Below are 13855 nucleotides of genomic sequence, written 5' to 3'. Positions count from 1 at the left end.
CTCCAGTACATCCAGGACCGCTACATCGAACCGGACATCATCATCGACATTACGCCCTTCATCCAGACAAAGATCGATTCCATCAAAGCTTTAAAACGCAGTTTTATAATCCGGAACATGAGGAAGCGGAAACGTACATCTCTTCTCCGGAATTTTTTGACAGTGTCATTGGACGGGCCCGTGAGTTCGGCAAGTCTATTGGCGTAACTTATGGCGAAGGTTTTACCTGTCGTAAGCTGCTGGGAGTAGACAGCCTGTTCGAGCTCAGCTAATTTAGCTGCATCATATTTTTCATTTTTCAGCTGTAGTACTGTACCCTTTAATCCCTCGTGAATGTTAATAAATTCTGGAGGGATTTTTTATGTCCGACCGTCATTGCTTTTTGTCAGTCAAAAATCTGATCTTGTTTAACCTGTCTTACCTTAATCTATCTTGACGTAATACATAAGGCTGCGGAGCAGGATGGACAAGGACAGTTTCTTCATTTACTATCATTAAATTGCCTGATGGTATGTTCTGTTTATCTGAATATACCATCGGGCATACGCTGTTCCGGATCTTTTGGGAACCTTTGCCTATTGGGTATTCACACAAATAACCAACATACATGAAACACTTTATGAAACCATTCTTCCTTCAGACTGGCCTTGCGATGCTGCTGCTCTTGTCGCCAGGTCGCTCAAATGCGTCACGACTACCGCTGTCAGCGGTTTCCAAATCACCGCTTTCAGACACCTCAAAAGTCCTCTCGGATGTTTCTGCAGAAGACAACAAACCGAAAATTGTCAATATTGTCAACTTTATCCGGCTCCTGGAACCTAGGGATGCGAAAATTACTGAGGATGTCCTTTATCAAACTGTGGTCAAACAGGTAGCGCTGATGGACAAATACAACCTTCCGGGTACTTTCCTCCTTCAGTATGATGCCTTGATGGATCCCCGTTATCAGAAGCTACTCAAAGGACTTTCAAAGAAAAACTATGAAATTGGTGCCTGGTGGGAATTGCCTCAGCCATTGATTGAAAAAGCGGGATTGAAGTGGCGCGGCAGGTATGCCTGGGACTGGCATGCGGATGTTGGCTTTTCCACTGGATACACGCCTGCAGAGCGGGAGAAGATCGTTGATGTGTACATGGCAGATTTTAAAAAGATTTTCGGCTATTACCCGAAGTCCGTAGGTTCCTGGTTCATCGATGCACATACGCTGAACTATATGTATGAAAAATATAAGATTGTGGCTTCCAGCAATTGCAAAGATCAATACGGCACTGATGGTTACACCCTTTGGGGAGGCTACTGGAACCAGGCTTATTATCCAAGTAAAATCAATTCCTATATGCCTGCGCAACATGCCGAAAAACAGATCCCTGTGCCGATCTTCAGGATGCTGGGCAGCGATCCTGTGCGTCAGTACGATACTGGACTAGGCACTTCACGCCAGGGCGTGATCACGTTGGAACCGGTTTATGAGTTTGGCGGCGGTGATGAAGGATGGATCAAATGGTTCTTCCAGGAGTTCACCAATGGCGAGTCTATGGAATTTAATTACACACAGGCAGGGCAGGAGAATTCCTTTACCTGGGATGCAATGGCCAAGGGCCTGGAAATCCAGATGCCACTGATTGCAAAGTTACGGGCGGAGAAGAAAGTCCGCGTAGAAACCATGGAGGCCTCGGGCCGTTGGTTCAGCAAAAAGTATAAGGTAACGCCAGCAACGTCCTTCACGGTCAATAAAGATATTGAGGGCAGCGACCTCAAAACGGTATGGTTCAACAGTCGCTTTTACCGTGTAAACCTACTTTGGGAAAAAGGAACACTGCGTTTCAGAGACATTCACCTCTTTGATGAAGATTTCCCCTCTCAATATACCACTGGTGTCACCACGACCAATGAATGTTCATTTTTTACCCTTCCAGTTGTGGATGGGTACATTTGGAGCAAGCCCAACCAACCGCTTGCAGGTTTGAGGTTCAAGGCCGTTGTGAATGGAAAAGAGCTGCTGCTGGAAGGGGACGACCCGGTGATTTCCGACAAGTTGAAAGGCAAACTGACCATCAGCTGGCCATTGACCTCCATTGCGGGCACATTGGAAATGGAGCTGAATGAGCAGAAGGTCAGCATCAGGCTGAAGTCTGCTGAACAAGTCTCCTGGTACCTCGATATGACTGCGGCCTCAGGTACTGCGCTGCCTTTTAAGACCATCAGTGAAAAGAAGATTGATTGCGAATTTGAAAATATGAGGTACTCCTGGTCTGCAATTTCCGGTAGCTTTTCCAAACCTCAGGGTACCATCTTCCGCATCAGTCCGGAAAACAATCAAATGATCCTCAACATGTCCAAATAAACCAGAATGATAAAACGGGCCATCATCCTTTTCGCTTTCCTGGGCTGCTTCTTCCAAAGCAGCCAGGCTGCTCATGAACAATCAGGAGAACTGATCAGGCACAATGCGGCAGACAAAACCATTGTGATCGCTGCTGCTGATCAGAAACTTTCCTTACTCATTGATTATGCTAATGGCTGCCGGATCAGGCAGCTGACTGTAAATGGTAAAAATACCCTTTCTGACCTGGGTGTTTATACCGGGTTTCGTACTGGCCAGCTTAATTTTTCTTCTGGATCACAGGCTGGGGCATCACCTGCTATTAGGGACAATGAAATCAAGGTCAAGGCAACCAAAGACCGTGTGTTGCTGACTGGTATACGCTATGGAGATGGTCCGTTGCAGGTAACTGAAACCTGGGATTTCAAGCTGAAGGGCAACAAAGTGATATGGGAGATCCAGAGGGACCAGTCGCAGGTCGCAACACTTGAAGACATGGCCTTGCCGAAATGGAATTTTGCAAACTTGTCGGTTTGGAAAGGTGGAATTATGGACAACGGTGGGATGGTGTGGTGCAAGTACCTCAAAGAGATGAACGATACCTATGGCGTACACACCGGTGGCGTTACTTTTTGGAATGCAGATTCCGGTGATGCCCTACGGATTGTGGGTGTTCCTGCTGCGGGATATGAGCTGGCCTCAAAATATGCTCATGGTCCAGGCGGGACATTCAGCTTTACGCAGATGGCTACGACAAAACCATTGGAACAACGTTACAACCTGAGCAGGTTTGTATCCCAAAGGGAAGATGTGTTTGCGCCATTTGAAGTGCCGCAGGGCAAGGTTTCTGTGGGCTTGGAATTACAATATGTGGATTATGCGAAGGAATATTCCCGTGGGATATTGCCGGGAATAGATGCGGTAGCGGTACGTGAATTGTTAAATACGACAGGCCGGTACGGGGTGGTCGACCGGAACATCATTGGTGCCAACGGCTGGTTAACCAACTGGAAATGTTTACATGAACCTTTCTTTGCGCAAATCGGGATGGCGCTGAACGACGATAATTACACCCGCAACTTCTCCTCCACTTTAGACCAGGAGCGGGATCAGGCGATGTTGCCAGATGGACGCGTGTTGTCGCGCTGGCACAATGCCGCCGGCGATGAGATTCCCGGAACGTATAATTCGAAGACCGGCTATTACGAAGCCATGTGGGGATATACGGTAGACTCGCAGACCGGCTATGTAATTAATGCCAGCGAGCAGTTTGAGCTGAATGGCGATCTTAACTGGCTGCGTGGCCATCAGCAGAGCTGTGAACGTGCACTCGACTGGCTGATCAGGCGTGATGCCAACAACAACGGGATTTTTGAGATGATGAATAATGGCATTGCTGATGCGAAAGCAAGCGATTGGCTCGACATCGTCTGGGCGAGTTATGAAAATGCCTTTGTGAATGCGCAGATGTATGAAGCATTGACTTTATGGTCGAATTGTGAGCGGATATTGGGTAGCCAGGAGCGGGCAGCACATTATGCTGCTGTTGCGCAGAAGCTGAAGGATGCTTTCAACAAACCACTGGATCAGGGCGGATTCTGGTCGCCGGTAAAGCAGCAATATGTCTATTGGCGTGACCAGGATGGTTCTGTACATGGTGATAACCTGGTGACACCCCTGAATTTTGCGGCCATTGCTTTTGGGATTTGTGACGACAAGCAGCGCATCGCCCAGATTCTGGATCAGGTGGAAACAAGGATGAAAAAAGAAAACCTGTTTCATTGGCCATTGTGTTTTGATAGTTTCAAAAGGGAAGAGGTGCAAGGAGGGAACTGGCCATTTCCAAAATATGAAAATGGAGACATCTTTCCCACCTGGGGTTACCTTGGGGTCAGGGCTTATGTGAAACATGATAAAAGCATTGCGCTGAAGTACATCAACAAACTGCTGGAGCAGTATCATAGAGATGGGTTGTCTTCCCAACGTTACAGCAGGACCACACAGCTTGGTCTTGGCGATGATATACTGGCCGGTATTTGTACCAGTATTACTGCTTTGTACAGCGATATTTATGGCGTTCGTCCTAAATGGAACAGGCTGGGCCTGGAACCGCAGATGATGCAGAAACTGAATGGGGCAAAATTTGCTTATCATCATCTGGGATGTGACTATCAGCTGGAATTGAGTGCAAGTGATTATCTTATGAAAACCGATGGTTTTTCCATCAGAAGCAAAATAGCGTTTGGTGCCGGGAAGCAGGGGGATGTTCTAACTTGTTATCGTCAGAATCAGGATGATCAGACCATGAAAATCCATACTTTTTCTAAGAAGCCTATTTTTATTGAATTTGACAAATGGGATGATAAGGAATGTTCATGGAATATCCGGGGTATAGGCAAACAGGAAATTGAACTGACGGGTTTATTGCCATATAAGTCTTATCAGGTACAGATTGATCAGAAAAATCAAAAGTTAAAGTCGGACGCAAAGGGAAATATAAAATTGTCTCTTAATCTTACAACAGATGTTAGATTTGTGGTTGCTGTGATCTGATCTCTTCATGGCTACACAAGGCAATCGGTATAGCTATATCAGGACTAGACAATTTGTATAACCGAATCAGGAATTACAAATTTGTGTGTATAGTCAATTCAATATTAAATCAATAACACGTATAGCTATTTTAGGATAAGACACGGACTAGACCAGCGCTATATTAACTCCACGTAAAATCCACCTTAAGTCCACGTTGAGTCCACGTTTTCCCGGAAAAACGTGGACTCAACGTGGATATGATACGCTATTAGTACGGCTTCATTACGGCAGGTGTTCGAAGCTCAACTAGTCTTGCCCTAAAGTTACTGTTAAGAAAATCAATTGGATCCAACAAAAGTACCTTTTTGTTTGTTCTTATCATCAAACAAAACCAGATATGTCTAACATCTTTTCCTCTATAAAGAACGCGTATGCGCTGTTCAAGACCATTGATTTTCAGAAACTCGAGGCTTTGTCCAAAAAGGTTGACCTACCGAAGATGATGGATACCGTTTCTAACCTTGATGAAACACAACTTCAAGGAATGATGAAAATGATGGGGAGTACGAAGAAAAAGAAGGAGTTGCCACCTATTGAAGGTGATTTCTACCATCTTGGCGACGAGGCATTGAAAGATGAGGATCGTGCATTGCAGCTAAAAGTCCGTGCTTTTTTAGAAAAAGAGGTGAAACCAGTGGTCAACAAGTACTGGTTAAAGGCAGAGTTTCCTTTCGAGCTGATCCCACGTATTGCGGAACTCGACATCTGCGGATTGACTTATAAGGGGTATGGATGTCCGAATAAATCGAACCTGATGGAAGGTATTCTGGCGATGGAACTTGCACGTGTTGATACATCAATGTCCACCTTTTTCGGTGTGCAGAGTGGTTTAGCGATGGGTTCCATCTATCTTTTAGGTTCGGAAGCCCAGAAGCAACAATGGTTGCCGGGGATGCAGAAGATGACTACGATCGGTGCGTTCGGTTTAACGGAACCTGAGGTCGGATCTGGCGCGGCAGGTGGGCTCACCACTACGGCGAAAAGACAGGGCAGCAAATGGATCCTTAACGGACAAAAAAAATGGATTGGCAACGCACCTTTTTCAGACGTCACCATCATTTGGGCTAGAGACCTCGATGATCAGCAAGTGAAGGGATTCCTGGTGAGAAAGGGCACGAAGGGATTCGAGGTGGAAAAAATGATGGACAAGATGGCATTGCGGATTGTTCAGAATGGCCTGATCACGCTGACCAATTGTGAGGTTGATGAAGAAGACCGCCTGCAGAATGCGAATTCTTTTAAGGATACGGCTAAGGTATTGCAAATGACCCGGGCTGGAGTTGCCTGGCAGGCAGTCGGTTGTGCAAGAGGAGCTTATGAAAGCGCGTTACAATACACCCGCACGCGAAAGCAATTCGGCAGACCAATTGCCTCTTTCCAATTGATTCAAAATCACTTAGTCGAGATGTTATCCAACCTGACTGCCATGCAGACGCTTTGCTTCCGCTTATCGCAATTACAGGATCAGAACATGCTGACCGACGAACATGCTTCGCTGGCTAAAGTATTTTGTTCTATGAAAACACGTGATGTGGTGAGCAGGGCCAGGGAAGTAATGGGAGGAAATGGTATCTTGCTCGAGTATGATGTGGCGCGTTTTGTAGCTGATGCAGAAGCGATCTATTCTTACGAGGGAACCAAAGAGATTAATACATTGATCGTAGGCAGAGCCATAACCGGCTTCTCTGCCTTCGTATAATTTATATATGCAATGAGTACATTAGCTATGCAAACCATGGCGCAGCCTGTTCAGACAGGACTTGCAGGACGTTATGCCAGCGTCAGACAATTAACAGAAGAGATCTGCCGGCCTTTAGAAGTGGAAGATTACGTGGTGCAGCCAATTGCAGATGTGAGTCCGCCGAAATGGCATCTCGGGCATTCTTCCTGGTTTTTTGAAACGTTTGTACTGAAACCTTATGTTCAGGGTTATCAGGTGTATGATGATCAGTTTGACTTTGTGTTTAACTCTTATTATGAAGGTGTTGGTGCCCGCGTAATCCGTACAGATCGTGGCAATTTAAGTCGGCCGACCGTAAGCCAGATTTATGCTTATCGTCAATATGTAGATGCTGCCATGCAGCATCTTTTTGAGTGCGGGGTTTCTGCGGAGCTGGAAGAGGTGATCGTATTAGGTCTGAACCATGAGCAGCAGCACCAGGAGTTGTTATATTCAGATATCAAATACATCCTTGGGCACAACCCGCTTTTTCCTGCTTACGATGATAAAGGGATTGAAGGAAATTCGGCTTCTGTGATGAAAGTTTTGCCTGTTGATGAGATGATTGCTGTGGAAGCGGGTGTTTATGAGATCGGTTTTAACGGCACTGGATTCAGCTTTGACAACGAGCTGGGCAGGCATAAGGTGTACCTGCAGTCTTATCAGATCTCTTCCGGGCTAATTACCAATGGGGAGTATCTTGAGTTCATTGAAGCGGGTGGTTATGAACAGTTTCAATACTGGCATTCTGAGGGCTGGGCATGGGTAAAAGAAAAGGAAGCCCGGGCGCCGCTTTATTGGCATGAGATAGATGGGAAATGGTTTGTATATGAATTGAAAGGTTTGGTGGAAGTTGATCTTCCCCAACCGGTATGTCATGTTAACTATTTTGAAGCGGCGGCATTTGCTGCCTGGAAAGGAATGCGTCTGCCAACAGAAGCGGAATGGGAAGTGGCATCATCGCAATTCAACTGGGGTGCAAGGTGGGAGTGGACAGAAAGTGCGTATCTTCCTTACCCAGGGTTTAGTAAAGCTGAAGGTGCAATAGGGGAGTATAATGGGAAGTTTATGATCAATCAGATGGTGCTTCGTGGCGCTTCAGTCGCGACTTCGCCAGAGCACAGCAGAAATACTTATCGCAACTTTTTTAGTACTGCCGCACAGTGGCAATTTACAGGGATTAGGCTGGTGAGAGGATAAGTAATGGCAATTACGAATATTAATTATAAGGATAAAGGATTTTGGATACCTGAAGCATTTATTGAAGTTTTAAGCCAATATTTTTGCGAAACCTGTGAAACGATCGGCGTAAACATTTTTTCCGAAAATCTGCAGAAAATATACCGTCAATGTTATTTTAATGTGAGAGGAGAGAATATTGGTATGGTCGCTATCTCCTTAAATAAATAGGTCACGAATTCTATAGATAAAATAACATTAATCGACGTGTTTAATCAAACGAATTCACTATTAACTTCAAAAGGAAATGAAATAAGTATTTCTGAGCTTAATCAATTTGAAGGTAATAAGTCTGACGATTATTTCAAGAATGAGTGGTATTACCCAATAAAAATTCAGAGTCTGATTTCTACCATAAATATTATGATAGAAATGCTAGAAGAGGTTTGGCCATTATCTGACTATAGTATTTATTACGTGGGATTTCCTAATCCCGAAGGACGAGGTGAGATATAAAGATGTTATCCACATGGTCAGTTAGCTGTTAGTTCAAGTATATTATGATGATGACGGAAAAAAATCCAGATTTGATAGTCTGTGGTTTTTAGTTTATCTAAATATATTTTATGTTTGAGAATGTTTGGAGAACTATTCTCATAATAGTTGCTATAGATGCATACATAAGGTGTAGATGATGCTAAAAATATATCTAGAGTCCTCCGGTGGATTTTGGAATAAATGAACAGTGAGAGCATAGAAATGATACTTGCAATTTACTTGAGAAGATCTGACACTGGATTGTGTTTTTTTAAAAGAAAATGTAGTTTTATCTAAAAAAATAATGAATATAACAGATCGATACCAAGACATCGTAGAAGAGCTAGATTTTTTAAAAGAGGTAAAGAAGAAGGAGTTCAGGTACTCAAATATTTTATTGTTCAGGGAATACCAGACTAGATTGTTTGCTTGGAAAACAGCATGTGGTTACAACGGTATTGATTCTTTTAATAAGTCAAAAAATTTTCATAACATTTTCATCGATATTAGCCTTAATTTGAGTAGCCAAATTATTCCTGAGGAAAAAGTTATCAATGATTTAAAATCCAGAGGAGTGGATTATGTACGCTTTACCTTTAGAGACTACGATGGTTTTTTTATATGTATGTATATAAATTGGGAGATCTTCAAATCTGAACCAGAAATATCATCTTATCCAGGATTATCTAATCCCTATCTTCCCGCATTTCAGATCATCGCTAGAGGTGGAACCATTTTCAACAGCGAGTTGAAATTTGAGATAGACAATGGTCAAACTTTTAGACGATATGACAGGCTATTTCATTTGCCATCACTAGAAGAAGATTTTTTGATGTTTATTGATGATAATTCCAATGATTTTCCTAATCAAGAGCGAGTTGATTTTCTATGGAGCAGATTTGAGAGATTTAATAGAAATAAGATCTGATTTTTTGATTTACTTTTGAATTAAAAATTATGTAGGCCTTTTTCGCGACGTAACATCTTTATATTGCGAATGACAAATTATGACGCATCATTGATCATTTAAATCCTATCGTATATTGACGACCTTATTTTTAGGATAAAAGTATATTGAATATATGGACACAAAGGCAGGTACAAAATCAGTAACCAAAATGAAAAAATGGGATTAGCAACTATTGAATATCGAGGCAAGAATTTTTTAATACCGGATAGTTTTATAGAACTTCTAAGTCAGTTTATATGTGAGGCCATGGAACGTATCGGCATCCATAGTTTCCCGTCTAATTTACAACAGTTATATGAAGATTGTGACTATAATAGATTGGGACAAAGCATCGGAATAGTTGATATATCATTAGATGAATTTGTCGTGAGTGAGTCAGATAAAACCATATTTATTCATGTGCTTGATCAAACTAAAACTTTGCTCGCTCTAATGGGAGATGAGTTAAGCCTGGCATGGTTGAATGATTTTGAAAGTCATAAATCCAATGATGCCTTTAAGTCCCCTTGGTTTATTCCAGTTAAAATTCATAGTATTGTTATTACCATCGATATAATTCAACAGATATTAAATGGTACATGGGAGCATGAGAATTACTATTTGACATACGCCGGTTATCCTGGGTCTACTGGAACCGAAATCATTTAATCAGTCCAGGATCAAACTCAATTTAAAATTCAGGACAGATTCGATACCAGGGGGGATATTCAGCTGCAAAGTACATGAATCTCAGGAAATTCAATACATCTCACAACAATAGCCTTCCACAGAATGTCTTCTTTTTTCGCATTGGCGAATATTGCGTCAAATATCTCAGTTCGTGATTAGAAAAACGATTTTTTATTTTAATGAAATTTATGGAGGCCTGGATGTGAAATCGTACTTTTATCCTGGATGTTCGCTCTGTAACTAGTAATGACACTGGACTTTAAAATCGATCAGCCAATCAGATTTTATTGTTTTGGGCATTCGAGGTGAATAGATCGATTAAATCATTCTCTATTATATTTTCATGCTTATGGGTATAAGATTCGAAAATCAGTTTGGTGAGTTAATTAGTGAAAACCAAGCTTTAAAAATGGGTAAATATTATGTTGTGCAAGATGATGGCGGTGAAGTTAAACAGATAGAGGAATTTTACGCAGGAAGACCTATTCTTTTGACCTATTTTAACAACTCGGGCGAAACAGACGAACAATTGATTAATCGTGTCTTTAGAGAAGGTTGGCAACTCACTATTGTTAATAGTGAAATCTACGCACATGACTATCTCATACGACGACGTACACATTATAGTATTCATAAAACGCTTTTGGCTAAAAGTCATCAGTTCTTGGATAAATATAAAAACATCATCGCTTATGCCTGGATTAGTGATTTGGTTAAAGGTATTCCAGATCACAGTATGACTAAGAAATTTTACTACGACCCTGAAATTAATCCAAATGAATATATGTTTGATTGTGAGTATAATGAAGATGGTTCATTACTTGAACTCTATTACAATAGCTTGCATACAAATATAAGTGGACAAGATTCAGAAGTATACCTCAATAATCCTAAAGGTATTGCCACTATTAGAGCATTAACTGGAATATCTCAGGGATTGGCGGAATACTACATGACTGCTGATGTGATTCCGAGGTTTTAAGCAGGGACATGACGTCCCCCCGAAAAACTGGGCTCACAAACCGATCTTACACCTGTCATGCAAGGTTTAAATGTCGGCTATCCAAGGATTAAATATAACTTTAATTGATTATGGCAAATTCAATGTCTTACACCAATAGCTTTGGTGAACCCATTACCAAACAACAGCTTGAAAAATTGAAAGATTATAATATCAATTATTATGAAGATTCAGTTTTATCTAAAATAGAAAGATACGAAATTGGTGACGTATCTTATAGCGTTTATTTAAAAGAAACAGAAGATTTACATTCGATATTGGACGACTTTGGATTAGTAGATATTGAAATTATAAAAAGCTCGAGTGCCGGCACTTTTAAAGTTGAGGAACGGTATTGGTTTATCAATAAAATATTGAGGGAAAGATCTAAGGTACTTTTTGACATTTCTAGCAACGATATATGCAGTCAAGTTCTTGACAATGAAACCGGTCTTCCTCTGCTTGACACTACTGAGAAATATCTGTTTACATCTGGAGAAGATATCTATTCTCTTGGATTTGAATATAACTTGGATGGCTCTTTCAAACGAACGTGGGGCGCATGGGTTGAGAACACCGATCAGCGGCAACGGGGATATATTGGCAGCGAAAAGATAGATCTATATTTTCCTAATCTATTTATCGAGCATCCCTACTATCAAGATGCATACTTTTTTCCAGAAAATACTTTATAAATGCGCGGTAAATTAGATGAAATATTAATTGTAGATATTGAGGCTACCTGTTGGGAAGGAAGTAATCCTGATGGTATGGAGAACGATATAATCGAAATTGGCATTGCCTTGCTGAATGTTCAAACCGGAGAGATATCTGAAAATCGCGGAATACTGGTAAAACCGGAACGATCAGAAGTTGGGGAATTCTGCACCAAGCTAACTACTATAACGCCTCAAATGATTATCGATGATGGAGTTACATTTAGAGAAGCTTGTTCAATTCTAAAAAAGGAGTATTCATCTCAAAATAGGGCTTGGGCAAGTTTCGGAGCTTACGATCTAAAGCAGTTTCAGCGACAGTGCGCTGCTTACAATATTGGTTATCCCTTCGGGCCATCACATGTAAATGTAAAAACTCTCTTTGCACTAAAGAAGAGGTTGAGTCAAGAACAGGGAATGTCTGGAGCCTTGGAAATGTTAAATATTCCATTGGAAGGTACACATCATAGAGGTGTTGATGATGCCAAAAATATAGCCAAGATACTTCGTTGGATTTTGGAATAATGAAGAATTGATTTCCTGATAGGACAAGCATAAAAATGATACTATGCCAGCTACAAAAGCAGTAACCAAAAGATATTATCCGGCTTTATCAGAAGTGATAACAGTAGATGACCTGCCGGAGTTTTTACATTTTGCAGAAGATGGATTAAATGCCTTGCTGGACAAGATCCATTACAAGAATCTGCAATACTCGAAAAGCTATCGTGGTGATGGGGCTTTTTATAGCCTCGACATCATCAGCAAGAAATTGGTCTTGACTTACCTTTTGGCTTACGGCTGGTATTGAATCTCAGAGCATGAACAACATTCTGGAAGATATTGATAGAAAACTCAGCGATTCTTCGGCCCAAGGTATTGTGAATAAAATGCTCATGAATGACCTGAAATTGATTAAACATTAAGCCGTAAAATAGTTACAATGTTTTCAATATATTGGCCATGACCTCCATCCCTTCATCAATGTGGTGTTTTTCCATGCACAGTGCTGGTCTGAAACGAATGGTCTGATTGCCGCAACCCAAAAACATGACATTTTGTTCCATCCCTTTTTTGATGAACTCATTTCTCATTTCCTTGTCAGGGAAGTCGAAGGATGCGAGAAGTCCCTTGCCGCGGATATTGCTCATCTGATCATAAGTTTTAGCAAATTCTTCCAGCTGTTCTTTTAGATATTGGCCAAGGTTTGCTGCATTTTCACAAAGCTGGTCTTCTTCGATAATTTGCAAAATCTTTGTGGAGCGCACCATGTCCACGAGGTTGCCGCCCCAGGTGGAGTTAATGCGGGAAGGCACTTTGAAAACGTTGGTCTCTATCTGATTTACCTTGTCGCCCACCAATATTCCGCAGACCTGCATCTTTTTCCCGAAGGCAACGATGTCCGGCTGGGCCTGCTCACTATAATGCTGATGGCACCAGAATTTACCCGTTAAGCCTACCCCCGTCTGGACCTCATCATAGATCAGGAAAGCATCATTTTCATCTGCCAATGTTTTCAGCTGGATCAGGAATTCTTCACGAAGGTGATTGTCGCCACCTTCTGATTGTATGGGTTCGACGATGATGGCGCAGATGTCGTCTTTATTGTCGGTAAAAGCCTGCTTGATCTGGGCAATGGACTCTCGTTCCGTTGCGATTGCATTTTCCAGGTTGCCATCCTGTAGTGGAAACCTTACTTCAGGTACAGAAACGCGGGGCCAGTCGAATTTTGCAAACCACTTGGTTTTGTCGGGCAGGGTATTGGTGAGGCTCAGCGTATAGCCCGTCCTGCCATGAAAGGCTTTTTCAAAATGAAGCACCTTAAATCCTTTTTCTTCTTTGTATCCTTTGGCAAAGTTCTTCTGTACTTTCCAGTCCATGGCTACCTTGATCGCATTCTCCACTGCCAATGCACCTCCGGCAATAAAAAAAGCGTGGGGCAAATAATCTGGGATACCTACCCGTGAGAAAGTTTCCACAAACTGTGCATATTGCTGGGTATAAACGTCAGAATTGGAAGGGTTGGCCATTGCTGCCAGCATCAGGTTCTTTTTAAAAGCTTCATCATTTACCATCTTTGGATGGTTGTATCCTAAGGGGACGGAGGCGAAGCAGGTAAAGAAATCGAGCAGCCGACGGTTGTATT

The 13855-nt window shown here is 42.1% G+C and carries 11 protein-coding genes and 1 pseudogene; 11 read left to right on the top strand and 1 reads right to left on the bottom strand.

Going from position 1 to position 13855, the window contains the following annotated elements; genetic code table 11:
* The 11 genes and pseudogenes from PBAL39_RS25765 to PBAL39_RS24130 form a co-directional block, all read left to right on the top strand.
* A pseudogene (locus PBAL39_RS25765) lies at positions 1 to 272 on the top strand (hypothetical protein); the annotation flags it as partial.
* A gap of 335 nt (positions 273 to 607) precedes the next feature.
* Complete coding sequence (locus PBAL39_RS24180; protein WP_008246777.1) at positions 608 to 2344, top strand: hypothetical protein; 1737 nt, start codon at positions 608 to 610, stop codon at positions 2342 to 2344.
* A 6-nt stretch (positions 2345 to 2350) separates the two neighbouring features.
* Positions 2351 to 4876, top strand: coding sequence for a hypothetical protein (locus tag PBAL39_RS24175; RefSeq protein WP_008246776.1), 2526 nt, complete (start codon positions 2351 to 2353; stop codon positions 4874 to 4876).
* 379 nt (positions 4877 to 5255) lie between these two features.
* Complete coding sequence (locus tag PBAL39_RS24170; RefSeq protein WP_008246775.1) at positions 5256 to 6617, top strand: acyl-CoA dehydrogenase family protein; 1362 nt, start codon at positions 5256 to 5258, stop codon at positions 6615 to 6617.
* A 12-nt stretch (positions 6618 to 6629) separates the two neighbouring features.
* The gene (gene egtB, locus PBAL39_RS24165; RefSeq protein WP_232283011.1) at positions 6630 to 7838 is read left to right on the top strand and encodes an ergothioneine biosynthesis protein EgtB; all 1209 of its coding nucleotides are present in this window, start codon (positions 6630 to 6632) and stop codon (positions 7836 to 7838) included.
* Positions 7839 to 8658: 820 nt separating this feature from the next.
* Positions 8659 to 9282, top strand: a complete 624-nt coding sequence (locus tag PBAL39_RS24155; RefSeq protein ID WP_008246769.1) for a hypothetical protein — start codon at positions 8659 to 8661, stop codon at positions 9280 to 9282.
* A 198-nt stretch (positions 9283 to 9480) separates the two neighbouring features.
* A complete protein-coding gene (locus PBAL39_RS24150; RefSeq protein ID WP_008246768.1) occupies positions 9481 to 9972 on the top strand; it encodes a hypothetical protein in 492 nt (163 codons plus the stop codon).
* A 370-nt stretch (positions 9973 to 10342) separates the two neighbouring features.
* Positions 10343 to 10975: a hypothetical protein gene (locus tag PBAL39_RS24145; protein WP_039867663.1), complete on the top strand. Its 633-nt coding sequence runs from the start codon at positions 10343 to 10345 to the stop codon at positions 10973 to 10975.
* Between the two features lie 110 nt (positions 10976 to 11085).
* Positions 11086 to 11688 (top strand): hypothetical protein, encoded by a 603-nt coding sequence (locus tag PBAL39_RS24140; RefSeq protein ID WP_008246766.1) that lies wholly within the window; start codon positions 11086 to 11088, stop codon positions 11686 to 11688.
* On the top strand, positions 11689 to 12234 hold the full coding sequence (locus PBAL39_RS24135) for a 3'-5' exonuclease (protein WP_008246765.1): 546 nt from the start codon (positions 11689 to 11691) through the stop codon (positions 12232 to 12234). It abuts the gene before it with no gap.
* A 43-nt stretch (positions 12235 to 12277) separates the two neighbouring features.
* Positions 12278 to 12520 carry a hypothetical protein gene (locus PBAL39_RS24130; protein WP_008246764.1) on the top strand — a complete coding sequence of 81 codons (243 nt, stop codon included), beginning with the start codon at positions 12278 to 12280 and terminating at the stop codon, positions 12518 to 12520.
* A 127-nt stretch (positions 12521 to 12647) separates the two neighbouring features.
* Here PBAL39_RS24130 and lat read toward each other — a convergent pair.
* On the bottom strand, positions 12648 to 13855 hold a 1208-nt coding region (lat, locus tag PBAL39_RS24125), incomplete at its 5' end, for an L-lysine 6-transaminase (RefSeq protein WP_008246762.1).

This window comes from Pedobacter sp. BAL39 (genome assembly GCF_000170795.1).
GTDB lineage: Bacteria > Bacteroidota > Bacteroidia > Sphingobacteriales > Sphingobacteriaceae > Pedobacter.
Note: the sequence above shows the minus strand (reverse complement) of the source record. Positions and strands in the feature narration are given on the sequence as shown.

Excerpts from the sequence above, each read along its gene's own strand:
- PBAL39_RS24180 (WP_008246777.1), top strand. The coding sequence starts at position 608 with ATGAAACACTTTATGAAACCATTCTTCCTTCAGACTGGCCTTGCGATG.
- PBAL39_RS24175 (WP_008246776.1), top strand. The coding sequence starts at position 2,351 with ATGATAAAACGGGCCATCATCCTTTTCGCTTTCCTGGGCTGCTTCTTC.
- PBAL39_RS24170 (WP_008246775.1), top strand. The coding sequence starts at position 5,256 with ATGTCTAACATCTTTTCCTCTATAAAGAACGCGTATGCGCTGTTCAAG.
- egtB (WP_232283011.1), top strand. The coding sequence starts at position 6,630 with ATGAGTACATTAGCTATGCAAACCATGGCGCAGCCTGTTCAGACAGGA.
- PBAL39_RS24155 (WP_008246769.1), top strand. The coding sequence starts at position 8,659 with ATGAATATAACAGATCGATACCAAGACATCGTAGAAGAGCTAGATTTT.
- PBAL39_RS24150 (WP_008246768.1), top strand. The coding sequence starts at position 9,481 with ATGGGATTAGCAACTATTGAATATCGAGGCAAGAATTTTTTAATACCG.
- PBAL39_RS24145 (WP_039867663.1), top strand. The coding sequence starts at position 10,343 with ATGGGTATAAGATTCGAAAATCAGTTTGGTGAGTTAATTAGTGAAAAC.
- PBAL39_RS24140 (WP_008246766.1), top strand. The coding sequence starts at position 11,086 with ATGGCAAATTCAATGTCTTACACCAATAGCTTTGGTGAACCCATTACC.
- PBAL39_RS24135 (WP_008246765.1), top strand. The coding sequence starts at position 11,689 with ATGCGCGGTAAATTAGATGAAATATTAATTGTAGATATTGAGGCTACC.
- PBAL39_RS24130 (WP_008246764.1), top strand. The coding sequence starts at position 12,278 with ATGCCAGCTACAAAAGCAGTAACCAAAAGATATTATCCGGCTTTATCA.